The organism is Stenotrophomonas sp. STEN014 (assembly GCF_056760315.1).
This window is the reverse complement of sequence record NZ_JBRREN010000002.1, coordinates 17,891-43,116: the sequence shown is the minus strand read 5'-3', so window position 1 is coordinate 43,116 and position 25,226 is coordinate 17,891. Positions and strand designations below refer to the sequence as shown.

Below are 25,226 nucleotides of genomic sequence, written 5' to 3'. Positions count from 1 at the left end.
AATGCCGTACGACCGTACCGCCCCCTGGGACTGCCGGTCACAAACAGAACAGGGCGCAATGCGCCCTGTCGATGGCAACGCCTATTGTAGCTTGGGGCGGGGGCTTGGCGATTCAAGCGTCCGCCCCAAGCCGGTCAACCGCGGCTGCGACGCCCCACCGGGGTGTTGCCGCCTTCACCGAGAAACTTGCGCGGATTGACCGCATTACCGCGTTCCCACACCTCGAAATGCACGTGCGCACCGGTCGAACGGCCGCTGGAACCGGCCTTGGCCACTTCCTGCCCGGCGCGCACCAGATTGCCTTCGCGCACGGTCAGGCGCGAATTGTGCGCATAACGGGTCACATAGCCATTGCCGTGATCGACGTCGACCACGTTGCCGTAGCCGCCCTTCACGCCGGCGAAGCTGACCACACCATCGGCCACGGACATCACCGGATCACCGACACGGGCGTGGAAATCCATCCCCTTGTGCGTCGCCCGGCCGCGACCGAACGGATCGGCGCGGGTGCCGAAGTTGGAGGTGATGTAGGTGTTGCTGATCGGCATGCGCGAAGGCACGGCGTTCTGCTCCAACTGGTGGTCGAACAGCAGCGACTCCAGCACCGAGAGCTGCTTGCCTGAAGCAGCGAAGCGCTGCTCCAGCATCTGTAAGTCGGTGTTGACCGCACTGACCGGAATGTCCTGGGTCGGACCGGGCTCGCCGTCACCCATACCCGGGGTTTCATTGAAATCGAACTCGCCGTCTTCCAGCTTGCCCATCTGGGTCAGGCGTTCGCCCAGCGCATTGAGCCGCGTGGCCTGGGCCTGCAGTTCGCCCAGTCGCGCTGCCAGCGCGTTGACCTGGGTCTGGGCGTCGGCGCGGACCTTGGCCAGTTCCTGTTCCTGCCGATCCACCTTGGCTTGCAGGGCCGAATCGCCCACCATGCCGATGGCCAGGCTCAACGCCACGCCCATCAGGCAACCGATGCCAAGCACACTGCCCAGCAGGGCCTGCGGACGATCCTCGAAAAACATCTGAACGCGGGCAAACGGCGTCTTGGCCTTTTGTTCACGCGTTTTGATTACGATCTTTTTAAATGCCATTGAAAATTTCTTATGTCTGAGCCGAAATCCAGTGTTCGATCCCGCTCCGTGCCCAAACTGGCACTGGAGACGGTGATGGCGGACAAAGCAGGAAATCCGTTGCGCCGGGCTCTCTGGCTCGATGCGATGGACCGGCAATTGCGCCCCCATTTGCCGCCTGCGCTGGCAAACCGTTGCCGGCTGGCCAATGTGGACGGCGAACACCTCGTTTTTCTCGTCGATTCCCCGGTCTGGCATGCCAAGGTGCGGCTTGCCGAAGACCAGTTGCTCGACGCGGCCCGATCCATCGGGCTGAAGGCCACGCGGGTGACCGTCAAGACTGCAACCGCACCGCCGCACTCCCCAGTGCGTGAAAATCAGCGCAGTACCGCAGTTTCGGCAGCCACGCACAAAGGTCTGCGTGATGCCTTGGATGCCCTTCAGGATGTGAAATCCACCCGCTCCTGAGCGCAAACGGGGCGTCCCCACCCCAGCTGTCCTGAAGCGACCGGCGACGGTCACCACAGGAGGCCGGCAGGAATCCTAGCCGCGTACGAGGCCGCAGGAGTTAGCGTTTTGTTAATTTAAGGTTAAATTAAGTCTGGAGCCAACTGCGGATTCACATTTTCATGACGCAGCCGACAGTTGCCGGCGCAAGGCGCCAGCCCCTCTTACGGTCAAACTGCGGTTCCGCTCAGGCGTACGCCGGGGTTCCATAGACCACCGGATCGGTGGCTGCCGGGGAGTCATAGCTCGCCCATTCCCATGCGCTTTCATCGGCCAGCAGCGCACGCACCAGCTTGTTGTTGAGCGCGTGGCCGGATTTGTAGCCTTCATAGGCCGCCAGCACCTGGCCACCGGCTAGATACAAGTCACCGATCGCGTCGAGGATCTTGTGGCGCACGAATTCGTCGGTGTAACGCAGGCCGTCGTCATTGAGCACGCGGAACTCGTCCAGCACGATGGCGTTGTCCATCGAGCCGCCCAGGCCCAGATTGCGCTCGCGCATGTATTCCAGATCGCGCATGAAGCCGAACGTCCGCGCGCGCGCGATTTCCTTGATGTAGGCCGTGGTCGAAAAGTCGATCTCCACGCGCGACTGCTTGGCCGGGATCATCGGATGGTCGAACTGGATGGTGAAGCCCAACTTGTAGCCTTCATAGGGCTCGAAACGGGCGACCTTGTCGCCATCGCGTACTTCCACCGTCTTGAGGATGCGCAGGAAGCGCTTGGGCGCGTCCTGCTCCACTACGCCCGCGGACTGCAGCAGGAACACGAACGGGCCGGACGAACCATCCATGATCGGCAGCTCGGCCGAGGACAGCTCGACAATGCAGTTGTCCACCCCCAGCCCGGCCAGGGCCGACATCAGGTGTTCAACGGTCTGGATCTTGGCGCCTTCGCAGGTCAGTCCGGTACACAGGGTCACCTCGGTGACCAGATCCGCACGCGCCGGCACTTCCACCACCGGTTCCAGATCCACCCGCCGGAACACGATGCCATGGTTCACCGGCGCAGGGCGCAGGGTCATGTAGACCTTGTCACCGCTGTGCAGGCCGACACCGGTGGCGCGGATCGTGTTCTTGAGGGTGCGTTGCTGGATCATGGATGTGCGGTTCGAAGCTGCCGCGCAGACGCGGCTCTGAGCAAACAAGAATAACACGCGTTAACAGCCGACCCGGCCCACATCCAGGGCGGGGCTGTGCAACAGTCCGGTGCGGAAAATGCCGCCGGGCCGATCCTGGCCCGGCGACAAAGGACATGGCATTCCCCCTGGAGTGGACAGCTCCAGGGTCACTTGCTGGATCGATTACCGTCCGCCCGAAGCCCCCGCGACCGGTGCACCCGGAACGCGTTGGCACTGGCCTCCGGCAACGAGGCCGCTCAGTCCGCCTGACGGCGCAGGAACGCCGGGATGTCGAGGTAATCGCTGGGCAGTTCGGCGGCAACGGTGGACGAGGCCGTCGGCGCCGAAGCCCCCACGGTGTCCGAGCTCGGACGACGCAGGCCCATGCCCATGGTATTGCCCACGGCCTTGGCCACGGCGTCGGCCGGGCTTTCGTAGTCGTCGAACTCGGCCTGGCCGGTGGTGGCGTTGCGCACCAGCTTGATCGGACCCCGCTCGCCCGGACGCTGGGCGTTCTTGGACACGGCGCGGTTCAGACCGGTGGCGACCACGGTCACCTTGATCTCATCGCCCAGATCCGGATCGATCACGGTGCCGATGACCACGGTGGCGTCTTCCGAGGCGAAGGCGTGCACGGTGCGGCCGATCTCGTCGAACTCGCTCATGGTGATGTCGGTGCCGGCGCTGATGTTGACCAGCACGCCATTGGCGCCGGCCAGGTTCACATCGTCCAGCAGCGGATTCTGGATGGCGGCTTCGGCGGCAGCCTGGGCGCGGTCATCGCCGCGGGCGGTGCCGGTGCCCATCATTGCCAGACCCATTTCCGACATCACGGTCCGCACGTCGGCGAAGTCGACGTTGATCAGACCCGGACGCACGATCAGATCGGCGATGCCCTGCACCGCGCCCTGCAGCACGTCGTTGGCGGCGCGGAACGCCTGCACCATGGTGGCATTGCGGCCGAGCACGGTGATCAGCTTCTCGTTCGGGATGGTGATCAGCGAATCGACGTGCTGGCTCAGCTCCTCGATGCCCTTCAGCGCGACCTGCATGCGGCGGCGACCTTCGAACGGGAACGGTTTGGTGACCACGGCCACGGTCAGGATGCCCATTTCCTTGGCCAGCTGCGCCACCACCGGTGCCGCGCCGGTGCCGGTGCCACCGCCCATGCCGGCGGTGATGAACACCATGTCCGCGCCCTGCAGGGCATCCATGATGCGCTCGCGGTCTTCCAGTGCGGCCTGGCGGCCGACTTCCGGGTTGGCGCCTGCGCCCAGGCCCTTGGTCACGTTGGTCCCCAGCTGCAGCTGCAGCTTGGCACCGCAATTCTTGATGGCCTGCGAATCGGTGTTGGCGGTGATGAACTCCACGCCATCCACATTGGTGTTGACCATGTGCGCCACGGCGTTGCCGCCGCCGCCGCCCACGCCCACCACTTTGATCACCGCGTTGGGTGCCATCTTTTCAATCAGTTCGAAATGCGCCATGTCCATGTCCTCTCTATTGCCGTGATTGGTGTGGGCATTCGGGAGATCCGTTCTCCTTCCGTGCCCACCCGCACCGGCGAGTTTTAGTTGGTGTACCGATTCGGGATATCCCTCACCGGCGGTTGTTGCCTACTTCAATGACCGCGTTACTGCACTTCGTCTTGCCCTGCTGTTTGTCGCACTGCACTTGCTGTCCCGGTCCGGCGGTCAGAACTCCCCGCGGAACCAGGTTTTCAACTTCTTGAACAGACTGCCGGCGCGACCGGCCGGCAATGACGGCCGCCGCGGGTGTTCGATCTGGCTGCCCATCAGCAGCAGGCCCACGCCGGTGGCATGCACCGGGTTGCCGACCACTTCGCCCAGCCCGGTGACGTGCTGGGGAATACCCACGCGTACCGGCATCTGCAGCATTTCCTCGGCCAGCTCGACCACACCTTCCATCTTCGACGCGCCGCCGCTGAGCACCATGCCGGCGCGCACCATTTCCTCGAAACCGGAGCGGCGCAGTTCGGCCTGTACCATTTCGAAAATCTCCTCGTAGCGCCCCTGCACCGCTTGCGCCAGCGAATGGCGCGGCATGCGACGCGGCGGGCGATCGCCCACGCTGGGCACCTGGATGCTTTCTTCGGCCGTTGCCATCTGCGCCAGCGCGCAGGCGTAACGGACCTTGATCTGCTCGGCCTCCGGCGTCGGCGTGCGCAACATGTGCGCGATATCGTTGGTGACGTGATCACCGGCGATCGGCAACGAGGCGGTGTGGCAGATCGCCCCCTGCACAAACACCGCGATGTCGGTGGTCCCGGCGCCGATATCGACCATCACCACGCCCAGCTCGCGCTCGTCGGCGGTCAGCACCGCCACACTCGAGGCCAGCGAGGACAGCACCAGGTCGTCCACCTGCAGGCCGCAACGCTGCACGCACTTGCTGATGTTGGCGGCGGCCGACTGCGCGCACACCACCAGGTGGGCATGTACTTCCAGACGCACGCCGGTCATGCCGACCGGGTTGCGGATGCCTTCCTGGGAGTCATCCAGCACGTATTCGCGCGGGATCGCATGCAGGATTTTCTGGTCGGCCGGAATCGCCACGGCCTTGGCCGCTTCCAGTACCCGGTCCAGATCGCCCCAACTGACTTCGCCCTCGCGGATCGGGGTGATGCCCTGCGAGTTGCGACATTGCACATGGTTGCCGGAGATGGAGGCGTAGACCGAACGGATCTCGCAGCCGGCCATCAGTTCGGCTTCCTCGATCGCCCGCTGGATCGACTGCACGGTGGATTCGATATCCACCACCACGCCGCGCTTGAGCCCGCGCGATTCATGCGAGCCGATGCCGATCACCTCGATCGGGCTGCCTGGCGAATACTCGCCCACCAGCGCCACCACCTTGGAGGTGCCGATATCGAGACCGACGATCAGTGATTTGTCACCCTTGCGATTCATGTCCTGTCCTGCGTCTGCTTTGTTGCCGGCGGTGGGGTTCCCCAGCTCAGCGTGAAACCGTTGGTGTAGCGGAGATCGGCGCGCACGATCGGCACCTGGGTGCGGGTGAGCTGCGGCAGCACCCGCACGAAGCGGGCCAGGCGCGACCGCGCATCGGTGCGCCCGATGACCACTTCGGTGCCGTTGTCCAGCGCCAGCAACCAGCTGCCGCGCGCATCCAGCACCACTTTTTGCACGTCCACGCCGGCTGGCGCGAACAGGGCGCGTGACTCGTTGTAGAGCTCGACCACTTCGCCGGTCATCGCGTCCGGGCCCTCGAGCTCCGGAAGCGGCGCGTTTTCCAGCCCGTGGGGCACGGCGAACAGACGCCCCTGCTCGGACAGCAGCCGGTCTTTGCCCCAGCGCGCGAAGGGCTTGTGCTCGACGATGTGCACTTCCAGCACATCCGGCCACTGCTTGCGCACCTGGGCGCTCTCCACCCACGGCAGCGCTTCGATCGCGCGCTGCGCATCCTGCAGTTTCACCGCGAAGTAGCCAGAGCGCGCATACGGCAACAAGGCTTGTTGCAGATCCTCGGCCGGCACCCGCTTGAATTCGCCGTGTACGCGCAGCTTGGCCAGCGGCCAGCGCTCGGTTCCCACCCAGCCGTTGAGCACCGCCACTACCGGCAGCACCACCAGGGAGATGGCCAGCAGCCAGGCGAGCATCCGCAGCAGCGCGTTCATGGTGCCACCTTCACCGCAGCCCACGCACGCGCTGACGCCGCTGCCGAAAAGGCAACCGCGCGGGCATCAGCAGACGGGAGCACGATGAGGATCATTTGTCCGCCGTCTCCTTGAAGCCGTCGGTGATGATCTGCTGGGCGATATGGCCGATGTCACCGGCGCCCATCATCAACAGCAGGTCGCCGTCCTGCAGCACATCGGGCAGCACCGAAACCAGATCGGCCGCACTGCCGACCACCACCGGCTCGCTGCGACCGCGCGCGCGGATCGCGCGGGCCAGCGATCGGGAGTCGGCACCAGGAATCGGCGCCTCGCCGGCGGCATAGACCTCGCTGAGTACCAGCGCATCGACTTCGGACAGCACTGCCGCAAACGCGTCGAACTGGTCGCGGGTACGGCTGTAACGATGCGGCTGGAAGGCGACCACCAGACGCTGGGTCGGCCACCCCCCGCGCGCGGCGGCGAACACCGCTTCCAGCTCACGCGGATGGTGACCGTAGTCATCGATCACGCGGACCTTGGCGCCCTTGTGGGTGGTGACTTCGCCCAGATCGTTGAAACGGCGGCCCACACCTTCAAATTTCTCCAGTGCGATGGCAATCGTCTCCGGCGCGACCCCCAGCTGCCAGGCCACCGCCGCGGCGGCCAGCGCATTGAGCACGTTGTGCCTGCCGGGCAGCGCCAATGTCACCGGCACGCTGCTGCCTTCGGGCAGGCGCAGGGTGAAGCGCATGCGCGGGCCATCCTGCACCACGTCTTCGGCGCGCACATCGGCATTGCTGCTCAGGCCGTAGCTCATCACGTGACGCGGCGTCTTCGCCGCCAGCGCGGCGACTTCCGGATCATCGATGCACAACACCGCCAGGCCATAGAACGGCAGGCGCTGCAGGAACTCGGCAAAGGCGGCCTGCACGCGGGCGAAGTCGTTGCCGTAGTTTTCCAGATGGTCGGCGTCGATGTTGGTGATCACCGCCACCAGCGGATTCAGGCGCAGGAAGCTGCCATCGCTCTCATCGGCTTCGGCCACCAGCCATTGGCCACCACCGAGCCTTGCGTTGGCGCCGGCGGCCAGCAATTGACCGCCGATGACGAAGGTCGGATCCATTCCGCCTTCGCTCAGCACCGCGGCGGTCAGCGAGGTGGTGGTGGTCTTGCCATGGGTACCGGCCACGGCGATGCCACGACGGAAGCGCATCAGCTCGGCCAGCATCGCCGCACGCGGCATGATCGGAATGCGCTGGCTGCGCGCTTCCATCAGTTCCGGGTTGTCTTCACGGATGGCGCTGGACACGACAATGCAGTCGGTGCCGAGCACGTTGGCCGCCGAATGGCCCCGCATCACGCGCGCGCCCAGCCGGGCCAGACGGCGCGTGGCGGCATTGTCGGCATTGTCCGAACCGGAGACCTCGTAGCCCAGCGTCAGCATCACTTCGGCGATGCCGCTCATGCCGGTGCCGCCGATGCCGACAAAATGCACGCGCGGGAACGCGCGCACCAGATCGGTGGTGTCGTGAAGGCGGCGGATCATGCCCGGCCTCCGGTGTGGCGGGCGCGGGGGCGCGATGCCGTTTTCATACTGCTTCCTCAAGAATGATGTCTGCGATGCGTTCGGCCGCATCGACCTTGGCCAGCGCACGCGCGGCGTGCGCCATCTGCATGCGACCGGCGGGATTGTTGGCCAACGTGCGCAGCACGCCCTCCAGATTGATCGCCAGCGCGTCGTCCTGCCTGAGCAGCTCGGCGGCACCGCGTTCGACCAGGTATTCGGCATTGCGGGTCTGGTGGTCGTCCACCGCGGCGGCAAACGGCACCAGGACGCTGCCGATCCCCACCGCGCACAATTCGGCCAGGGTCGAGGCGCCGGCACGGCACACCACCAGATCGGCCCAGCCGTAGGCGGCCGCCATGTCCTTGATGAACATGTCGACGCGGCCTTCCACCCCCGCTGCGCGATAGGCATGCAGGGCTTCTTCGTGCAGCTTCTCACCGCACTGGTGCCAGACCTCGAGGGCGACGCTGTTGCCCAGCGCGGCCAGGGCCTTGGGCATGGCATTGTTCAGCGCGCGCGCCCCCTGGCTGCCGCCCAGTACCAGCACCCGCATCGGTCCGATACGACCGGTCAGACGCTGCTCCGGCGCCGGCAATGCGGCGATCTCGGCACGCACTGGATTGCCAACCACTTCTTCCCGCCCACCGGCGAAGCTGCCCGGGAAACCCGACAGCACACGGCGCGCAAAGCGCGACAGGATGCGGTTGGTCATACCCGGTGCGCGATTCTGTTCGTGCACCAGCAGCGGCAGGCCATGCAGGCGCGCGGCCATGCCGCCAGGGCCGGAGGCGAAACCGCCAAAAGCCACCACCGCGCGTGGATTGCGGTCACGCAGCACATAGCCGGCACTGCGGATCGCACGCATCACCCGCAGCGGCGCGCCCAGCAAGGCCAGCTTGCCCTTGCCGCGCAGGCCACTGATGGCCAGCGTATCGATAGGGATATCGTGCTGCGGCACCAGCCGGGTTTCCATCGCGCCCTCGGCGCCCAGCCAGGTCACCGGAATCCCGCGCTCGCGCAGCACTTTGGCCACCGCAAGACCCGGGAAAATATGACCACCGGTGCCGCCGGCCATGATCATCACCGGGCGTGCGTCCTGCGAGGCGTTCGGCGCGACCATCAGGCGATCCTCCCGAAGGTCGGTTCGACCCGCTGCGGCATGCGGCTGGTACCGCGCGAGGCACCGGTCTGCATGGCCGCGGCAATGGCCGTTGCCGTGGCCGGTTCGCCGGCCGGTGGCGCTTCAGTCATGACGGCATCGGCCAGATCGATGTCCTCGCGCACTTCCTGGCGACGCACCGCGCGGTTGTATTCATAGGACACGCGCAGCAACAGGCCCATCGCCACGCAGGTCATCATCACGCTGGAACCACCGGAAGAGATCAGCGGCAGCGTCAGTCCCTTGGTCGGCAGCATGCCCAGGTTCACGCCGATCGAGACGAACGTCTGCAGGCCGATCCACAGCGCGATGCCGAAGGCGATATAGCCGGCGAAATGACGGCGCATCTCGATGCAGCGCATGCCCAGCCAGAACGCACGCCCCACCAGCAGCGCATACAGCACGATGATCGTGCACACGCCCAGGAAGCCCAGTTCTTCGGCGATCACCGAGAAGATGAAGTCGGTGTGTGATTCGGGCAGATAGTTCAGCTTCTGGATCGAGGCGCCCAGACCGACGCCGGTCCATTCGCCGCGGCCGATCGCCATCAACGCGTTGGACAGCTGGTAGCCCGAGCCGAGCTGGTCCACCCATGGATCCATGAACGAGGTGACGCGGCGCATGCGATACGGCTCGAAGATCACCAGCAGCACCAGCGCCGGCAGCATCAGCAGCACCGGCAGAATGATGCGCTTGATCTGTGCGCCACCGAGCAACAGCATGCAGGTGGTGATGCCCAGCAGCAGCATCGAGGAACCGAAGTCCGGCTGCAGCAGCAGCAGCACCACCAGCACGCCGACCACGCCCACCGGCTTGAGCATCGCCAGCCAGGTGGCGTTGACCTCGTCGCGGAAGCGCACCAGATAACTGGACAGCCAAACGATGTAGAGCACCTTCACCGCCTCCACCGTCTGGAACTTGGACACGCCCAGGTTGATCCACCGCTGCGCGCCGTTGACACTGCTGCCCAGGCCGGGAATGAACACCACAATCAGCAGGGCGAAACAGCCCAGCAGCAGCAGCTGGTTGTACTTCTCGATTTCCTTCAACTCCACCCGCAGCACCACCGCCGCCAGCACCACACCGATGCCGATGAACAGCAGGTGGCGGGTCAGGTAGTAGAACGGACTCTGCGTCAGCGCGATGGAGCTGGACGCCACCATCACGATCCCGATCGATGCCAGCGCCACGGCCGCGCCCAGCAGCCACTTGTCGTAGCTGCCGCCGATGGCTTCGAGCCGGGTTGCCTGACGCGAGTGGTCATCCATCAGCGCACCTTCAAGGTTGCCAGGCCGATCAGCACCAGCACCACCGAGATGATCCAGAAGCGCACGATCACGCGCGGCTCCGGCCAGCCCTTCAGCTCGAAGTGGTGATGGATCGGCGCCATGCGGAACACGCGCTTGCCGGTGAGCTTGAACGAGGCCACCTGGATCATCACCGACAGCGTCTCGATCACGAACACGCCGCCCATGATCACCAGCACCAGTTCCTGGCGCACGATCACCGCGATGGTGCCCAGCACCGCGCCCAGCGCCAAGGCGCCGACATCGCCCATGAACACCATCGCCGGATATGTGTTGAACCACAGAAAACCCAGACCGGCCCCGGCGATCGCCGCGCAGATGATGACCAGCTCACCGGCGCCGGGGATCTGCGGAATCTGCAGGTAGCTGGAGAACACCGCGTTGCCCGAGGCGTAGGCGAACACGCCCAGTGCACAGGCCACCAGTACCGTCGGCATGATCGCCAGGCCATCCAGGCCATCGGTCAGATTGACCGCATTGGAGAAGCCGACAATCCAGAAGTAGGCGATGGTCACGAAGCTGATGCCTGCCAGCGGCAGCGCGATCGACTTGAACATCGGGATATAGAACGTCAGCGCGGCTGGCACGTCGGCGGTGTAGAACAGGAACAGGCCCGCGGCCAGACCGAAAATGGATTGCAGCAGGTACTTCCAGCGCGACTTCAGGCCATTGGGATCGCGCCTGGCGATCTTGATCCAGTCGTCGTACCAGCCGATCGCGCCGAAGCACAGCATCACCGCCAGCACCAGCCACACGTAACGGTTGCGCAGATCGCCCCACAGCAATACCGAGATCAGCACCGTGGTCAGGATCAGGCCGCCGCCCATGGTCGGCGTGCCGGCCTTGGAAAAATGCGACTGCGGGCCATCCTTGCGGATCGGCTGCCCCCCCTTGAGCTGTGCCAGGCGGCGGATGGCCGCCGGTCCCAGCCACAGCGACAGCGACAGCGCGGTCAGCGCCGCCAGGATGCCGCGGAAAGTGATGTAGTTGAACAGCCGGAACAGATCGTCCAGCTGCTGCAACCAACGGGCCAGTTCAAGCAACATGCGGTGTGTCCTCGCCACGCTGCAGCAGCGTGGTCACAATCTTGTCCATGGCGCTGCCGCGCGAGCCTTTGACCAGGCAACGCACGCCAGCATGAAGTTCGGTTTGCAGCGCGGCAGCCAGCGCGGCATGGCTGTCAAAATGACGCCCGCCCTCGCCGAACGCCTTCGAGGCCGCCTCGCTCAGCGGTCCCAGCGTGTACAGCCGCTTGATGCCGGCCTCGCGGGCGCGCTGCCCGGCCTGCGCGTGCAGCGCCTGCGCGCCCTCGCCCAGTTCACGCATGTCGCCCAGCACCAGCCAGCCCTCGTCCTTGCCGGCGGCCAGCGCGGTGATCGCCGCAGCCAGCGAGCCGGGATTGGCGTTGTAGCTGTCATCGATCAGCACCGCACCCGTGGCCAGCGTGTGGGCGATCTGTCGGCCGGCCACTGGACGCGCCTGCGCCAGGCCTTCGACCACCTGGGGCAAGGCGATGCCGGCGGCCAGCGCCAGCGAAGCGGCGGCCAGCGCGTTGAGCACGTTGTGGCGACCGGGCAACTGCAGTGCCACCGCGGCCTGGCCCTGCGGTGTTACCAGGGTGAAGCGCGAACCCTCGGCGGCCAGCACGATCTCCGTGGCACGCACTTCGGCACTGTGTTCCAGGCCGAAGCGCAGCACCTGGCAGCGCGCCGGGGTACCGAGGAAATGCTGCTCGAAGAACGGGGCGAACGCATCGTCGGCATTGATCACCGCCACGCCCGCTTCCGGCAGCGCCGCGTAGATGGCGCCCTTGGTGGTAGCCACGCCGAGCAGGCTGCCCATGCGTTCCAGGTGGGCGGCCGCCACGTTGTTGACCAGCGCGTAGCGCGGACGGGCGATGTCGGTGAGATAGGCGATATCACCCGGCTTGCCGGCACCCATCTCGTAGACGGCGTAGTCGGCATCTTCCGGCGCATCGATCACCGCCAGCGGCAGACCGATCTCGTTGTTGCGGTTGCCGGGAGTGGCGTAGACCTGACGTTGTTCCACGGCCTGGACATGCTGCAGGATCGCCAGCAGCAGCGCCTTGACGCTGGTCTTGCCGTTGCTGCCGGTGATGGCGAACACGCCGGTGTCGCGCCCCTGCTGCATGGCCGCGGCGATTTTCGCCAGCGCCAGCTCGGTGTTGGCAACCACGACCTGCGGCACGTCCAGCGGCTGCAGGGTGTCGACCAGCAGCGCGCCGGCCCCGGCGGCCAGCGCATCGGCCGCAAACGCGTGGCCGTCGAAACGCTCGCCGCGCAGCGCCACATACAGGCTGCCCGGCGCCAGCGTACGGGTATCGTTGCCGACAGCGTCGATGCTCACGTCATCGCCGTGGATTTCGCCGCCGGCCCAATGGGCGATCAGCGACAGCGGGGTGCGCTTCATGCGTTCACCTCCCCGTTCGCCGAACGCGCCTGCAGCGCGCGCGAAGCCACTTCGGTGTCATCGAAAGGATATTTGATACCCGCTATCTCCTGATACGGCTCATGGCCCTTGCCGGCGACCAGCACGATGTCGCCGGGGCCGGCCTGCGCGACCGCGGCGCCGATGGCGCGGGCGCGATCGCGCACCACGCTGATCTCGGCAAGGCGTGGTGCTCCTTCGCATCCTGCGACCGCACCACTTGTGCCTCCGTGCACGGCGAACCCGGCCATGATGTCGGCGACGATCACGTCGCCATCTTCGCCGCGTGGATTGTCGTCGGTGACGAACACCACGTCGGCCAGTTCCTCGGCAATGGCCGCCATCTGCGGCCGCTTGCCGGTATCACGCTCGCCACCGCAACCGAACACGCACAGCAGGCGGCCGTCGAGATGGCCGTGCAGGCTGCGCAGCGCCTGTTCCAGCGCGTCGGGAGTGTGGGCGTAATCGATGACCACGGTCGGCTCGCCCTGGCCGCCGAGGCGGTTCATGCGGCCACGGATCGGCTGCAGCTGGCCCAGCACCCGGGCGATGGTCGCCGCCGACTGGCCCAGACCATGCAGCGCGCCGGCCACCGCCAGCAGGTTGTCGACGTTGAAGCGGCCCAGCAGCGGCGAGCGCAGCGCATGGCGTTCATCGCCGATGAGCAGATCGAAGCCCAGCCCCTGCCCGTCCAGCACAAGGTTTTCGGCACGGACCGTGGCGCCGGCCTGGCCGGTCGAGCTCAGCCCAATGGCATGCACGCCGGTCGCCAGGGTGCTGATCAGTTCGCGGCCGAACGCGTCGTCCAGATTGATCACAGCCGCCTTCAGGCCCGGACGATGGAACAGCCTGGCCTTGGCCGCGCCATAGGCCTCCATGCTGCCGTGGTAATCCAGATGGTCGCGGGTGAGATTGGTGAACACCGCCACATCGAAATGCACGGCATCCACACGGCCCTGGTCCAGCGCATGCGAGCTGACTTCCATCGCCACCGCCCGGGCACCGCCATCGCGCAGCTGGGCCAGCACTTCATGCATCTGCAACACCAGTGGCGTGGTGAAGCCGGTCGGCACCACGTCACCGTACAGGCCCACGCCCAGCGTGCCGATCGAACCGCTGACAATGCCCAGCAGCTGCCAGGCCTGGCCCAGCAGCTGCACGGTCGAGGTTTTGCCATTGGTGCCGGTGACACCCACCATCGTCATCGCCCGCGACGGCTGGCCGTGGAACTGGTCGGCCATCGCGCCCATGCGCTGACGCAGGTCGGGCACGGCGATGGCATCGGCCGGGGCCGGCAGTTCGGCCGGCGCCGGTGGATCGAACAGGATCGCGGCCGCACCGGCGGCCCGGGCCTGCTCGACAAAACCCAGCCCATGCGCGCCAAAGCCGGCGATTGCGACGAACGCATCACCGGCGCGCACATGCCGTGAATCCAGCACCAGACCGCTGATCTGCGGGTCCTGTGCCAGGGGCAGATCGGGCAACAACTGCGACAGCTTCATGGTGCGGCTCACTGGCGTACCTCCGTGGTGGCAGGTACCTGGGCACTGGCGCTTGGCAGTGCGGCGTCGAATTCGGCGGTGGCGTTGGGAGTATCGGCGGCATCCTGCGGGATGGGCAGGGGCACGGCGCTGCTGCCCGGCTTGCCGCCGACCTTGCCGGCGGCCTGCGCGGCCAGCCACGACTGGATGTCGTCCGGCGGCACGTCCATCAGCCGCAGGGTGCCCTCCATCACATGGTGGAATACCGGGGCGGACACCAGTCCACCATATTGCAGCGCGCCGCGTGGGTCGTTGACCACGATCACCGCGGCAAAGCGCGGTGCGGTGGCCGGCACCACGCCGGCGAACAGAAGGTTGTAGTGCCCGCGCTCGTAGCCGCGTGGACCGTTCTTGCGCGCGGTACCGGTCTTGCCGGCGACGTGGTAGCCCAGGATCGCCGCCTGCTTGGCGCCGCCGTTGGTGACCACAGTTTCCATCATCCGCACCACTTCCTGCGCCACGTTCGCATCCAGCACCTGCCGTGCCTCGTTGCGCTGACCTTTGACGAAGGTCGGTGTGATGACCTGGCCGCCGTTGGCCAGCGCCGAATAGGCCTGCGCGATCTGCAGCGGCGTCACACTCAGGCCGTAGCCGTAGGACATCGTGGTCTTGGTAGTGCCATACCAGCCGGGGCTGCCCGGCACCGGCACCAGCCCGGAGGATTCGCCGGGGAAACCACTGCCCGGTGCCGCGCCGTAGCCAAAGGCACGGACCGAGTTGTAGAACACCTGGTCCGGAATCTGCGCGGCGATCTTGGCCGCGCCGATGTTGGAGCTGCGGGTGATCACGCCGGTGACGTTGAGCACGCCGTTGTTCCGCGGTACGTCCCGGATGGTGTAGCGGCCCAGCGACATGTAGCCTGGATTGGTGTCGATGACCGTATCGGGTGTCACCACCTGGTTCTGCAAGGCGGTGGCGATGGTCAACGGCTTCATCGTCGAGCCCGGTTCGACCAGATCCGTCACCGCCCGGTTGCGCCGGGTGTCCGGGGTCGCGCCGCCGACCGAGTTCGGGTTGTAGGTGGGCAGGTTGGCCATGGCCAGCACTTCGCCGGTGGCCACATCCATGACCACGATCGAGCCGCCGGCCGCCTTGTTCTGGGTGACGGCATTGCGCAGCTCGCGCATGGCCAAAAACTGGATGCGGCGGTCGATGCTCAGGGTCAGGTCCTTGCCCGGCTCGGCGGCGCGCACCAGATCGATGCTCTCCACGATCGCGCCCTTGCGGTCGCGGATCACCTTCTTGGCGCCGGGCTTGCCACGCAGCCATTCGTCGAAGGCCAGCTCCAGACCTTCCTGGCCGTGGTCGTCGATATTGGTGAACCCCAGCACATGCGCCATCGCCTCACCCTGCGGGTAATAGCGACGGAACTCGCGCTGCGAGAACACGCCGGGAATCTTCCGCGCGACCACCTGCTCGGCCACGTCCGGATTCATGCGCCGGCGCAGGTACATGAATTCCTTGTCGGCCTTCTGCGTCAGTTTGGAGGTCAGCTCGTCGGCCGACAGCGACAACGCCTGCGCCAGCTCGGGGATGCGTTCGGGCGCGCGCAGCAGCTCCTGCGGATTGACCCAGATCGAGGCTACCGGCGTGGACACCGCCACCGGCTCGCCATTGCGGTCGGTGATCATGCCGCGCGAGGTGGCGATCGGCACTTCGCGCAGGAACCGCGCCTCGCCCTCGCGCTGGTAGAACTCGCTGTTGACCAGCTGCACATAGGCCGCACGGCCCACCAGCGCCACCGCGCAAAGACCCAGGCCAGCGCCCACCATCAACATGCGGGTACGCAGGTTGAACTGGCTGCGATTGCGGTTGCGCACGGGCGGGTTCATGGGCGGATCACCACGATGTCGGTGGCTTCCGGAAATTTCATGCCGAGACGGCCACGCGCCTCCTGGTCCACCCGCGTGGCCTGGGCCAGCGTGGCCTGCTCCAGCTGCAGACGGCCGAACTCGATGTTGAGCTCGTCGCGGGCGTGTTCCAGCCGCGACAGTTCCACAAACAGCTGCCGATGGCGGTGGCGCATGAACACCACCCCGATCGCCGAAGCGATGGTGCAGGCCAGCAGCACGATCAGCAGCAGGCGGCTCATGCGGCCACCTCACGTTTTTCGGCCACGCGCAGCACCGCGCTGCGCGCGCGCGGATTGACTGCCAGCTCGTCGTCCTCGGCCTTGATCGCACCACCGATCAGATCCAGCGTCGGCACGAACACACTGGCTTCGGGCAGACGGCGATTGGCCGGCGGCGCCTTGGCGTGGCGGTTCATGAACTGCTTGACGATACGGTCTTCCAGCGAATGGAAGCTGATCACCGCCAGCCGGCCACCCGGCTTGAGCCGCGCCATCGCCGCCTCCAGCCCGGCCTCGAGGTCGGCCAATTCGCGGTTGATGTGGATGCGGATGGCCTGGAAGCTGCGCGTGGCCGGGTGGATCTTGTCCTTGCCGCGTGGCATCACCGAGGCGATCAGCTCGGCCAGCTCGGCGGTGCGGCTGAACGGCTGGGTGGCGCGGCGGGCCACGATCGCACGGGCGATGCGGCGGCTCTGCCGCTCATCGCCATAGTTGAACAGCACATCGGCGATTTCGCGCTCTTCGGCGCGGTTGAGCCACTGCGCCGCGCTCTCGCCCGAATCGGGGTCCATGCGCATGTCCAGCGGACCGTCCTTGCCGAAGCTGAAACCGCGTTCGGCCACGTCCAGCTGCGGCGAGGACACGCCCAGATCGAACAGCACACCGTCCAGACCGGCGGCAGTTTTCTCCCAGTTCAACAGATCGGCGAAGCTGCCACGGTAGATCGCCACGCGGCCATCGGGCAGGAAATCACGCTCGGCCACGGCAATGGCCTCGGGATCCTTGTCCATCACCAGCAGGCGTCCATTCGGACCGAGCAGGCGCAGCACGCCGCCGGCGTGACCGCCGCGACCGAACGTGCCATCCAGATACGTACCATCTTCGATCACCCTCAGGCCCTGCAGGACCTGGGTGTACAGCACCGGCAGATGAGCCGCCGGCGGCTGCGACACCGGAGGGTGACCGGCTTGCGCTTGACCGCGCACCCGGGCACCCCGGCTCACAACTTCAGGTCGAGCAGCCCATCGCCCAGATCCTCGTCAGACAACGTCTGCTGGATCAGTGCGCGATGCGCTTGCTCGCTCCACAATTCGAACTTGTCACCCATTCCCATCAATACCGCCTTCTTTTCAATGCCCACCGCGCTGCGATGGCTCGACGGAAGGCTGATGCGGCCGTTGCCATCCAGTTCCAGATGGGCAGCGGAACCGACAAGTTTCTGTTGCAGGGTGCGCACCACGCGCTGGGTATTGGGTTTGGCCATCACATCGTCCCGCACCCGCTCCCACTCCTGCTCTGCGTACAACCACAGGCAACCGGCCTCGAACGGGTTGTAGGTCAGCACAAGACGGTTGCCGCTGGCACGCGCGACCAGGTCGCGGTAGGCGGTGGGCACCGCCATGCGTCCCTTGTCGTCAACCGTGATGGCCGTCTCACCCTGAAACACCCGAATGCACCCGTTCGTCTGCTTGCGTATGGGGAAATCATTGAACCACGAAAAACCACAAAAAACCCGGTTTTCCCTCTGATGCCCACCTTAGCAGTGGCCATACGGTTGTCAACAACTTTCCACACACAAAATCGTCAGCCGCATCAATGGTTTGCGGCGATGTTTAGAGACTTGTTCAAGGTTTATCCACAAGTGGCTGTTTCATTTCAAATTTTAAGATTTTCATAAAATTCAGCACTGTAGAGATCGCGTGAAAAGCGACCGCCAACTACATCACCATTCAGCCTGGGATAGCTGGAAACTGCGCGACGCGGCACACTGGCGCCATGTGCCTTGTCGCCCTTGCCTGGAAATGCCATCCCCGCTGGCGCCTGCTGATGGCCGGCAACCGCGATGAATTCCATGCACGCCCGGCCGCCCCTCTGCAGCACTGGCCGGAACCACAGGCCGACGTGATCGCCGGACGCGACCTGCGCTCGGGTGGCAGCTGGATGGGGGTCAACCTGCGCGGCCATGCCGCCGTGGTCACCAATGTGCGTACCCCCAGCGCCCAGGCCGGTGGACCTTCGCGCGGCGAGTTGATTGCCGGTTATCTGGCCGATCCCCGAAACGCCAGCCATTACGCGAACGCGCTTGCCGCCCGCGCCCCGGCCTTCGCACCGTTCAACCTGCTGGTGGCAGATGCCGACACCTGCTGCTATCTGGGCAACCATCCGCCGGCGGCACGGATATTGACGCCCGGCATCCACAGCATGTCCAACGGCGCCCCGGACACCCCATGGCCGAAGACCCGGCGCCTGGCCAATGCCGTTGAAGGATGGGTGGCCAGCAGCGGCACCACGCTGGACCCGATCTGGAGCGCACTGGCCGACGAGCATCAGCCCGCCGATGCCGAGCTGCCGGCAACCGGGATGTCACTGGAGCTGGAGCGGCGCCTGGCGCCCGCCTTCATCCGTGGCCAGGACTACGGCACCCGCGCCAGCACCGTGATTGCCATCGACTATGACGGCCGCGGCTTCATCCACGAGCGCCGCTTCGGCCCGCACGGCCGGTTCACCGGGGAAACGCGACTGGAGATTCCGCTCGCCGGGGAATGACAAGACCGGCACGGGGAGGGCCGCATCTGCCGGCATTCCCTATATATGGAATGCCGAAAGACGACCAGGAACTGTGTCGACGGGCAAGCCTCACCGGCAGAACCACAGCGGCATCCGGGGGCCGGTGCCATGCGCAGCCCGCCAACACGGACGCCGCGGATCGGGCAGAGCCGAGCTTGCGCAGGCACGAGAGGAAAGTGGCGGAGCCGGCCGATAAGCCGGGTTCTGTCGTGGACAGTCATTCCTCTAGGCGCACCGTCACCGATACGCTCAAGCAACCTACCCGGACCCGACGCGGGCCACGCCATTAGGTCCCTATTTGGTCTTGCTCCAGGTGGGGTTTGCCGTGCCGGTCTGTTGCCAGACTCGCGGTGCGCTCTTACCGCACCATTTCACCCTTACCACGCATCCCGAAGGACCGTTCGGCGGTATCTTTCTGTTGCACTTTCCGTCGGCTTGCGCCGCCCAGGCGTTACCTGGCACCTTGCCCTGTGGAGCCCGGACTTTCCTCGGCATCCCCGAAAGGATGACGCGACTGTCTGGCCGACTCCGCCGCGCGCATTGTCGCACGGCGCGCCCGCATTTGACCCACCATCGGCGCAACGGCCCGATCAGGCACGTTCCAGCGCCGCGACCCCGTCAGCCTGCAACTGCCACACCACCGGCGCCTGCACGATCGCCACCTGCTGCCAGTCCGAAAACGCCGACTCCGCCTGCAGGGCCTGCTGCAAAAGCTCCATCAAGTGCTGCCAGCGGGTTGCCGCCGCTCCTTCATACAGGCGCACGCAGGGCATGGCTGGCAACGGCCAGTTGTCATGCAGCAACAGCACGTTGCGCGACTGCCGCGCAAAGCCATGGCGGGCGATGACCTCGCGCTTCTTGGCCACCGCCCAACGCATCACCGCCAACCACAGGCCCTGCGGATCCTCGTCATCGAAGCCGGGGCGGCCGCCCCTGGGCGCAAGCAGTCGCTGCAGCAGCGGGTTGGACCAGTCCCAGTCATGCTGGCCCGGCGCCAGCACCGGCTGCACCCAGCCGGAGTTGATCTCACGCAGCTGCGGCTGCAGCCGCTTCAGCTCCTCTGGCACCACCTCCATGCACTCCACACCGATGGCCATCCCGGGGGCGGAGAGCAGGAAGTCCGGACGCTCACTGCCGTGCACCCGCAGCGGATAGGCCAGCGTGCCGGCATTGACCGCAAGCCACGCCGCCATCAGCCAGCGCTCACGAGGCTTCTTCTCCAGCAGTGCAGCCTGCTCGGCCGGCAGTCCTTCCAGTCCCAGCTGCGCCTGCAACGCGGCCGGAGAATCGGCCCGCCAGCTCAGCTCACTCATTTCCCGCCTGGCCATACAGCGCCTTGCGCGGCGCACCGCTCAGTTCGGCGGCCAGCTTGGCGGCGGTGGACGGCGGCAGGTGCTCGTTGAGCTTGGCGTACAGGCGACGGCCTTCGGCGATCTTGCCCGCCTCATCGTCACCGACGCCCTGCACCATCACCACGAACTCGCCCTTGCGCTGGTTGGGATCGGCCTGGACCTGCGCCAGCAGACCAGCCAGAGCGCCATCAAGCACGGTCTCGAACAGCTTGGTCAGCTCGCGGGCGATCACCGCCGGACGCTCGGCACCAAAGACGGCAACCATGTCGGCCAGCGACTCTTCGATACGGTGCGAAGACTCGTAGAACACCAGCGTGGCGGTTTCACCGGCCAGCCGCTGCAGACGATCGCGCCGCGCCGCCCCCTTGGCCGGCAGGAAGCCCTCGAACAGGAAGCGGTCGCTGGGCAAGCCGGCCACGCTCAGCGCGGCGATCGCCGCGCAGGCACCCGGCACCGGGCTGACCTTGATTCCCGCCGCGCGCGCGGCGCGCACCAGCCGGAAACCCGGATCGCTGACCAGCGGCGTGCCGGCATCGCTGACCACCGCCAGCGATTCGCCGCCCTGCAGACGCGCCACCACACGCTGCGCCATCGCCTCTTCGTTGTGGTCGTGCAGCGCCACCAGCGGCTTGCTGATCCCGAAGTGCGACAGCAGCTGGCCGGTATGGCGCGTGTCCTCGGCGCAGATCGCGGCCACCGTGCGCAACACCTCCTGCGCGCGCGGGCTCAGATCGGCCAGATTGCCGATCGGCGTGGCAACGACATACAAGGTGGCAGCAGCGGTACTCATCATCGGTATTTCCATGGGCCAAGGTTAGAATCGTACCGTTTCCCCAGCCCGGCACTGCCGCGCCCTGTCGAACGGACCCCAAATGAACAAGCCAGTCGCACGGATTTCCGCCCTGTCATTGTCGATGCTGCTGTTCGTGGGCTGCGCCACCACCAGCGTGGCTCCCACCAGCTCACCGGCCCAGCAGGCGGCCATCGCCCTGCTGGAACAGGGCAAGCCGCGCGAGGCGGCGCAACAGCTGGAAGCCCAGGCCGGCGCAGCCCGCGGTGCGGCCAAATCACAACTGCTGGCCGACGCCGCCTTCGCCTGGCACGAAGCCGGTGACAGTGCCCGCGCACGCATGCTGATGGCGCAGGTGCAGATGCGCCAGCTCGGCGGTGCCAGCCGCCAGCGCTTCAGCCTGCTCTGTGCCGAACTGGCATTGCAGGACAAACAGCCGGCCGCCGCGCTGCAGGCGCTGGGCGAACGCCCGGAACAGCTGCCGGTCGCGCTGCAGGCGCGCTGGCACCTGGCCCGCGCCCAGGCCTTTGAAGCCTCCGGTGACGCCTTCAATGCCGCGGCCGATCGCGCCCGCGCGGCAGTGGCGCTCAGCGGCAGCGCACGCGCCGACAACCAGCGCGCCATCACCCGCCTGCTGGCCGGCCTGGACGATGCCACCCTGGGCAGCCGCACCGCCGCACTGCCGGCCGGCGATCCGCTCTACAACTTCGCCGGCCGCGCCCTGATCGCCCGCGGCCTGCCGCTGCCGCGCCCGTTCGACCGCGATGCCGCCTGGCAGCTGGATACCGGCAAGCGACCGCCGGCCGAGGCCGATGGCTACCGGCCGCCGCTCAAGCTGGCGGTGCTGCTGCCGCTCAGCGGCAACATGGCCACCGCCGCCGCACCGGTGCGCGACGGCCTGCTGGCCGGCTACTACGGTGAAACCCGGCGCCGTCCGCAGATCGATTTCCTAGACACCAAGGGCACGGCCGCGGGCGCCAGCGCCGCCTATGACAAGGCGGCAGCAGACGGGGCCGATTTCATCGTCGGCCCGCTGGGGCGCGAGGAAGTCGATGCACTGTTCCAACGTGACCAGCTGCCGGTGCCGATGCTGGCCCTGAACCGCGGCAAGGACACCCCGCCGCCGGGCAACGCCGCCTTCTCGCTGGCCCCGGAGGACGACGGCATCATCGCCGCCGAATACCTGCTCGGCCGCGAGCGCGGCAACGTGCTGATCATCGCCAGCAATGACGATGCCGGGCGTCGCGCCAGCGCCGCCTTCAAGGAGCGCTTCAACGAGCGCGGCGGCAAGGTCACCGCCAGCATCAGCGTGGGCGATGCCCCCGGCGATATCGGCGGCCAGCTGCGCCAGGCCAACGGCGTGGACGCGGTGTTCCTGGCGGTCAAGGGCAACCAGGCGCGCGCACTGGCGCCGCAGCTGGCGCTGGCCGGCCTGTCGGCGGTGAGCCGCATCGGCACCTCGCAGCTGCTCAGCAATACCGGCAAGGCCGAGGAAGACAGCGCGCTGGATGGCATCGTGTTCCCGGGCGAAGCTTGGACCGCACGCGGCGTGGCCGGCCTGCCGGCCGCCAGCAGCCTGGCGGCCACGCTGCCCACCGCCCGCGGCGGCGCCGCGCGCCTGTTCGCCTTCGGCCATGACGCCTGGAAGATCAGCGCCTATCTGGAGAAGCTGGCCAACGCTACCCAGGGCGGACTGCAGGGCGCCACCGGCAGCCTGCTGCTGGACGGCTTCGGCAATGTGATCCGCACCCCGGCCTGGTCGACCTTCAGCGGCGGACGGCCGGTCGCAATCGGTGATGGCCGCTGAGCCGTCGCAACGCGGCGCGGCGGTCGAAGCCGCCGCCCGGACGCTGCTGGAGAGCGCCGGCCTGCGCTGGCGGGCCAGCAATGTCCGCTTCCGCGGCGGCGAACTGGACCTGGTGATGCACGACCCGGTCGGCGACAGCGTGGTGTTCGTGGAAGTGCGCTATCGGCGCTCGGCCGCCTTCGGTGGCGGCGCGGCCTCGGTCGACACCGGCAAACGCCGCAAGCTGCTGCATGCCGCACAGCTGTATCTGGCCAGCCAGCCGGCCTTGGCCCAGGCAGCCTGCCGCTTCGACGTGGTTGATGCCAGCGGCGAGCCACCCCAGCTGCACTGGATCCGCGACGCTTTCCGCGCCGACGACTGCTGATGCCCAGCGTTTTCACCCATGCCGCAGTTCCGTTGGCGCTGTGGTGCGCCAGTGACCGCGGCCGCCTCCCGCCACGGCTGCTCGCGGCCGGCCTCGTCGCGGCGATGCTGCCCGATGCGGACGTGCTCGCCTTCGCGCTGCAGATCCCCTACGCCGATGCGCTCGGCCATCGCGGCGCCAGCCATTCGATGCTGTTCGCAGCCCTGCTGGGTTTCCTGGCTCTGTTGGGCGCACGCGCAGTGAATGCCGGGCGGTTGCAGGCCGCTGCCTTTGTCCTCATCTGTGCACTGTCGCATCCACTGCTTGACGCGCTGACCTCCGGCGGCCTGGGCGTCGCCCTGTGGTGGCCGTGGAACGACGCGCGCCTGTTCGCGCCGTGGCGACCTATCCGGGTCTCACCCTTCGCCAACCAGTTCTTCAGCGCCCGGGGTCTGCAGACCGTACTCTCGGAGCTGCGCTGGGTGTGGCTGCCGCTGTTTCTCTGCGTGTGCGGCTGGCGCCTGGTCCAGCAGCGCGCCCCTGATTTGAGCCAACGCCCATGAACTCGCTGCCTGCCGCCTTCCACCAGATCCTGACCCAGCTGCTCGGCGAGGCCTGGCGCACCGATGCCGCCGCACTGGAAGCCCATGCCCGGGACAACTCCTGGCGCCACGCGCTGCCACTGGGCGTCGCCCTGCCGAGCACGCGCGAACAGGTACAGGCCATCGTCCGCGCCTGCCGCGAGCACGGTGTGCCGCTGGTCGGGCGCGGTGCCGGCACCGGCACCACCGGCGCGGCGGTGCCCACCGCCGGCGGCATCGTGCTGTCGTTCGCACGCATGAACCGCATTCTCGAGATCCGCCCCGGCGACCGCTGCGCGGTGGTCGAGCCGGGCGTGCTCAACGGCGACCTGCAGCAGGCGCTGGTGCCGCACGGCCTGTTCTGGCCGCCGGACCCGTCCAGCGCCGAGATCTGCAGCATCGGCGGCAACCTGGCCTGCAATGCCGGCGGTCCGCGCGCGGTCAAATACGGCACCAGCCGCGACAACGTGCTCGGGCTGGTGGCCATAACCGGCAGCGGGGAGTTGATCCAGTGCGGTGGCGCCTATACCAAGGACGCCACCGGTTACGACCTGACCCATCTGATCGTCGGCAGCGAAGGCACGCTGGCGCTGATCGTCGAAGCCACGCTCAAACTGGCCCCGCGCCCGCGCGCGCAGGCCGGGCTGCGGGTGCTCTATCGCGATGCCAGTGCGGCCGCGGCCGCGGTGTCGCGAGTGATGGCGCAGCCGGTCACCCCGACCATGCTCGAATTCATGGATGCGCGAAGCCTGGAGCTGCTGCGCCGCAATGGCGCGCAGGTACCCGAGGCCGGCGCGATGCTGCTTATCGACGCCGATGGTGATGATGACACCCTGCCCTACCTGCTCAATGCCTTGGCGCAAGCCGCCGAAGGCGATGGCCTGCTGGCACTGGATGTCGCCACCGACGGCAGCGCGCGCGACAAACTGTGGGCCGCGCGACGGGCATTGTCACCGGCGCTGAAAAGCATCGCCCCGGGCAAGATCAACGAGGACGTGGTGGTGCCGGTCTCGCGCATCCCCGACCTGGTGGAGGGTGTGCAACGGCTTTCGCTCGAGGCCAAGCTGCCGATCGTCACCTTCGGCCATGCCGGCAACGGCAACCTGCACGTCAACATCCTCTACCACCCGGACGATGCCGGCGAGAACGCGCGCGCCCATACCGCCCTGCCCAAGGTCTTCGCACTGGCACTGGAACTGGGCGGAACGCTGTCCGGCGAGCACGGCATCGGCGTGGCCAAGCGCGACTTCATGGCCCAGGCGTTTTCACCGGCCACGCTGGCGACAATGCGCGCGATCAAGCAGGCCCTGGACCCGGACGGCATCCTCAATCCGGGCAAGGTGCTGCCGCTGTAGGCGCAGAGC

The 25,226-nt window shown here is 66.9% G+C and carries 24 protein-coding genes and 1 other RNA gene; 6 read left to right on the top strand and 19 right to left on the bottom strand.

Annotated features, from left to right (window positions below):
- Positions 1-134 precede the first annotated feature (134 nt).
- Entirely contained in the window at positions 135-1,085 is a 951-nt protein-coding gene (locus ACVOMC_RS02730; protein ID WP_054657657.1) for a M23 family metallopeptidase, read from the bottom strand.
- 12 nt (positions 1,086-1,097) lie between these two features.
- Here ACVOMC_RS02730 and ACVOMC_RS02725 point away from each other — a divergent pair, with 12 nt between their 5' ends.
- The gene (locus ACVOMC_RS02725) at positions 1,098-1,532 is read left to right on the top strand and encodes a DciA family protein (protein ID WP_057506083.1); all 435 of its coding nucleotides are present in this window, start codon (positions 1,098-1,100) and stop codon (positions 1,530-1,532) included.
- A 226-nt stretch (positions 1,533-1,758) separates the two neighbouring features.
- On the opposite strand, the gene lpxC is transcribed toward ACVOMC_RS02725, so the two are convergent.
- The 15 genes from lpxC to ACVOMC_RS02650 form a co-directional block, all read right to left on the bottom strand.
- A complete protein-coding gene (gene lpxC, locus ACVOMC_RS02720) occupies positions 1,759-2,670 on the bottom strand; it encodes a UDP-3-O-acyl-N-acetylglucosamine deacetylase (protein ID WP_054657659.1) in 912 nt (303 codons plus the stop codon).
- 278 nt (positions 2,671-2,948) lie between these two features.
- Complete coding sequence (ftsZ, locus tag ACVOMC_RS02715; protein ID WP_054657673.1) at positions 2,949-4,178, bottom strand: cell division protein FtsZ; 1,230 nt, start codon at positions 4,176-4,178, stop codon at positions 2,949-2,951.
- A gap of 207 nt (positions 4,179-4,385) precedes the next feature.
- Entirely contained in the window at positions 4,386-5,621 is a 1,236-nt protein-coding gene (ftsA, locus tag ACVOMC_RS02710; RefSeq protein ID WP_054657661.1) for a cell division protein FtsA, read from the bottom strand.
- Positions 5,618-6,346, bottom strand: coding sequence for a cell division protein FtsQ/DivIB (locus ACVOMC_RS02705; RefSeq protein WP_481522746.1), 729 nt, complete (start codon positions 6,344-6,346; stop codon positions 5,618-5,620). Before ACVOMC_RS02705 ends, ftsA begins: the two co-directional genes overlap by 4 nt.
- A 91-nt stretch (positions 6,347-6,437) precedes the next feature.
- Positions 6,438-7,874: a UDP-N-acetylmuramate--L-alanine ligase gene (murC, locus tag ACVOMC_RS02700; RefSeq protein ID WP_481522745.1), complete on the bottom strand. Its 1,437-nt coding sequence runs from the start codon at positions 7,872-7,874 to the stop codon at positions 6,438-6,440.
- A gap of 43 nt (positions 7,875-7,917) precedes the next feature.
- Positions 7,918-9,015: an undecaprenyldiphospho-muramoylpentapeptide beta-N-acetylglucosaminyltransferase gene (gene murG / locus ACVOMC_RS02695; RefSeq protein WP_481522744.1), complete on the bottom strand. Its 1,098-nt coding sequence runs from the start codon at positions 9,013-9,015 to the stop codon at positions 7,918-7,920.
- Positions 9,015-10,322 carry a putative lipid II flippase FtsW gene (gene ftsW, locus ACVOMC_RS02690; RefSeq protein ID WP_054657669.1) on the bottom strand — a complete coding sequence of 436 codons (1,308 nt, stop codon included), beginning with the start codon at positions 10,320-10,322 and terminating at the stop codon, positions 9,015-9,017. Before ftsW ends, murG begins: the two co-directional genes overlap by 1 nt.
- Entirely contained in the window at positions 10,322-11,407 is a 1,086-nt protein-coding gene (gene mraY, locus ACVOMC_RS02685) for a phospho-N-acetylmuramoyl-pentapeptide-transferase (RefSeq protein WP_481522743.1), read from the bottom strand. The genes ftsW and mraY overlap by 1 nt, the downstream gene beginning before the upstream one ends.
- Positions 11,397-12,791: a UDP-N-acetylmuramoyl-tripeptide--D-alanyl-D-alanine ligase gene (locus tag ACVOMC_RS02680; protein ID WP_481522742.1), complete on the bottom strand. Its 1,395-nt coding sequence runs from the start codon at positions 12,789-12,791 to the stop codon at positions 11,397-11,399. Before ACVOMC_RS02680 ends, mraY begins: the two co-directional genes overlap by 11 nt.
- Positions 12,788-14,323, bottom strand: a complete 1,536-nt coding sequence (locus tag ACVOMC_RS02675) for a UDP-N-acetylmuramoyl-L-alanyl-D-glutamate--2,6-diaminopimelate ligase (protein WP_481522741.1) — start codon at positions 14,321-14,323, stop codon at positions 12,788-12,790. Before ACVOMC_RS02675 ends, ACVOMC_RS02680 begins: the two co-directional genes overlap by 4 nt.
- The gene (locus ACVOMC_RS02670; protein ID WP_057506086.1) at positions 14,320-16,182 is read right to left on the bottom strand and encodes a peptidoglycan D,D-transpeptidase FtsI family protein; all 1,863 of its coding nucleotides are present in this window, start codon (positions 16,180-16,182) and stop codon (positions 14,320-14,322) included. The genes ACVOMC_RS02675 and ACVOMC_RS02670 overlap by 4 nt, the downstream gene beginning before the upstream one ends.
- Positions 16,179-16,442 (bottom strand): cell division protein FtsL, encoded by a 264-nt coding sequence (gene ftsL, locus ACVOMC_RS02665; protein ID WP_054658861.1) that lies wholly within the window; start codon positions 16,440-16,442, stop codon positions 16,179-16,181. Before ftsL ends, ACVOMC_RS02670 begins: the two co-directional genes overlap by 4 nt.
- A complete protein-coding gene (gene rsmH / locus ACVOMC_RS02660; protein WP_481523054.1) occupies positions 16,439-17,407 on the bottom strand; it encodes a 16S rRNA (cytosine(1402)-N(4))-methyltransferase RsmH in 969 nt (322 codons plus the stop codon). Before rsmH ends, ftsL begins: the two co-directional genes overlap by 4 nt.
- Positions 17,408-17,421: 14 nt before the next feature.
- Positions 17,422-17,868, bottom strand: coding sequence for a division/cell wall cluster transcriptional repressor MraZ (gene mraZ / locus ACVOMC_RS02655; protein ID WP_054658865.1), 447 nt, complete (start codon positions 17,866-17,868; stop codon positions 17,422-17,424).
- 209 nt (positions 17,869-18,077) lie between these two features.
- Entirely contained in the window at positions 18,078-18,275 is a 198-nt protein-coding gene (locus ACVOMC_RS02650; protein WP_481523069.1) for a hypothetical protein, read from the bottom strand.
- Here ACVOMC_RS02650 and ACVOMC_RS02645 point away from each other — a divergent pair.
- Positions 18,198-18,968 carry an NRDE family protein gene (locus ACVOMC_RS02645; protein WP_481522740.1) on the top strand — a complete coding sequence of 257 codons (771 nt, stop codon included), beginning with the start codon at positions 18,198-18,200 and terminating at the stop codon, positions 18,966-18,968. The genes ACVOMC_RS02650 and ACVOMC_RS02645 overlap by 78 nt on opposite strands.
- 198 nt (positions 18,969-19,166) lie before the next feature.
- Here the strand turns inward: ACVOMC_RS02645 and rnpB are convergent.
- The 3 genes from rnpB to rsmI all read right to left on the bottom strand — a co-directional run bounded on the left by rnpB (position 19,167) and on the right by rsmI (position 21,131).
- Positions 19,167-19,519: RNase P RNA component class A (gene rnpB, locus ACVOMC_RS02640), an RNA gene on the bottom strand.
- 60 nt (positions 19,520-19,579) lie between these two features.
- Entirely contained in the window at positions 19,580-20,302 is a 723-nt protein-coding gene (locus ACVOMC_RS02635; protein ID WP_481522739.1) for a hypothetical protein, read from the bottom strand.
- Positions 20,295-21,131, bottom strand: coding sequence for a 16S rRNA (cytidine(1402)-2'-O)-methyltransferase (rsmI, locus tag ACVOMC_RS02630; RefSeq protein WP_481522738.1), 837 nt, complete (start codon positions 21,129-21,131; stop codon positions 20,295-20,297). Before rsmI ends, ACVOMC_RS02635 begins: the two co-directional genes overlap by 8 nt.
- Before the next feature lie 82 nt (positions 21,132-21,213).
- Between rsmI and ACVOMC_RS02625 the strand changes: the two genes are divergently transcribed.
- The 4 genes from ACVOMC_RS02625 to ACVOMC_RS02610 are packed head-to-tail and all read left to right on the top strand — an operon-like array spanning position 21,214 to position 25,217.
- The gene (locus tag ACVOMC_RS02625) at positions 21,214-22,938 is read left to right on the top strand and encodes a penicillin-binding protein activator (protein WP_481522737.1); all 1,725 of its coding nucleotides are present in this window, start codon (positions 21,214-21,216) and stop codon (positions 22,936-22,938) included.
- Entirely contained in the window at positions 22,928-23,302 is a 375-nt protein-coding gene (locus ACVOMC_RS02620) for a YraN family protein (RefSeq protein ID WP_481522736.1), read from the top strand. Before ACVOMC_RS02625 ends, ACVOMC_RS02620 begins: the two co-directional genes overlap by 11 nt.
- Positions 23,302-23,844: a metal-dependent hydrolase gene (locus ACVOMC_RS02615; RefSeq protein ID WP_481522735.1), complete on the top strand. Its 543-nt coding sequence runs from the start codon at positions 23,302-23,304 to the stop codon at positions 23,842-23,844. Before ACVOMC_RS02620 ends, ACVOMC_RS02615 begins: the two co-directional genes overlap by 1 nt.
- Positions 23,841-25,217, top strand: a complete 1,377-nt coding sequence (locus tag ACVOMC_RS02610) for an FAD-binding oxidoreductase (protein ID WP_481522734.1) — start codon at positions 23,841-23,843, stop codon at positions 25,215-25,217. The genes ACVOMC_RS02615 and ACVOMC_RS02610 overlap by 4 nt, the downstream gene beginning before the upstream one ends.
- Positions 25,218-25,226: the final 9 nt, after the last annotated feature.

Bases quoted from the DNA above. Each gene is read 5' to 3' on its own strand.
- ACVOMC_RS02730 (WP_054657657.1), bottom strand. From the start codon at position 1,085: ATGGCATTTAAAAAGATCGTAATCAAAACGCGTGAACAAAAGGCCAAG.
- ACVOMC_RS02725 (WP_057506083.1), top strand. From the start codon at position 1,098: ATGTCTGAGCCGAAATCCAGTGTTCGATCCCGCTCCGTGCCCAAACTG.
- lpxC (WP_054657659.1), bottom strand. From the start codon at position 2,670: ATGATCCAGCAACGCACCCTCAAGAACACGATCCGCGCCACCGGTGTC.
- ftsZ (WP_054657673.1), bottom strand. From the start codon at position 4,178: ATGGCGCATTTCGAACTGATTGAAAAGATGGCACCCAACGCGGTGATC.
- ftsA (WP_054657661.1), bottom strand. From the start codon at position 5,621: ATGAATCGCAAGGGTGACAAATCACTGATCGTCGGTCTCGATATCGGC.
- ACVOMC_RS02705 (WP_481522746.1), bottom strand. From the start codon at position 6,346: ATGAACGCGCTGCTGCGGATGCTCGCCTGGCTGCTGGCCATCTCCCTG.
- murC (WP_481522745.1), bottom strand. From the start codon at position 7,874: ATGATCCGCCGCCTTCACGACACCACCGATCTGGTGCGCGCGTTCCCG.
- murG (WP_481522744.1), bottom strand. From the start codon at position 9,015: ATGGTCGCGCCGAACGCCTCGCAGGACGCACGCCCGGTGATGATCATG.
- ftsW (WP_054657669.1), bottom strand. From the start codon at position 10,322: ATGGATGACCACTCGCGTCAGGCAACCCGGCTCGAAGCCATCGGCGGC.
- mraY (WP_481522743.1), bottom strand. From the start codon at position 11,407: ATGTTGCTTGAACTGGCCCGTTGGTTGCAGCAGCTGGACGATCTGTTC.
- ACVOMC_RS02680 (WP_481522742.1), bottom strand. From the start codon at position 12,791: ATGAAGCGCACCCCGCTGTCGCTGATCGCCCATTGGGCCGGCGGCGAA.
- ACVOMC_RS02670 (WP_057506086.1), bottom strand. From the start codon at position 16,182: ATGAACCCGCCCGTGCGCAACCGCAATCGCAGCCAGTTCAACCTGCGT.
- ftsL (WP_054658861.1), bottom strand. From the start codon at position 16,442: ATGAGCCGCCTGCTGCTGATCGTGCTGCTGGCCTGCACCATCGCTTCG.
- ACVOMC_RS02645 (WP_481522740.1), top strand. From the start codon at position 18,198: ATGTGCCTTGTCGCCCTTGCCTGGAAATGCCATCCCCGCTGGCGCCTG.
- ACVOMC_RS02650 (WP_481523069.1), bottom strand. From the start codon at position 18,275: ATGGAATTCATCGCGGTTGCCGGCCATCAGCAGGCGCCAGCGGGGATG.
- ACVOMC_RS02635 (WP_481522739.1), bottom strand. From the start codon at position 20,302: ATGAGTGAGCTGAGCTGGCGGGCCGATTCTCCGGCCGCGTTGCAGGCG.
- rsmI (WP_481522738.1), bottom strand. From the start codon at position 21,131: ATGAGTACCGCTGCTGCCACCTTGTATGTCGTTGCCACGCCGATCGGC.
- ACVOMC_RS02625 (WP_481522737.1), top strand. From the start codon at position 21,214: ATGAACAAGCCAGTCGCACGGATTTCCGCCCTGTCATTGTCGATGCTG.
- ACVOMC_RS02620 (WP_481522736.1), top strand. From the start codon at position 22,928: ATGGCCGCTGAGCCGTCGCAACGCGGCGCGGCGGTCGAAGCCGCCGCC.
- ACVOMC_RS02615 (WP_481522735.1), top strand. From the start codon at position 23,302: ATGCCCAGCGTTTTCACCCATGCCGCAGTTCCGTTGGCGCTGTGGTGC.
- ACVOMC_RS02610 (WP_481522734.1), top strand. From the start codon at position 23,841: ATGAACTCGCTGCCTGCCGCCTTCCACCAGATCCTGACCCAGCTGCTC.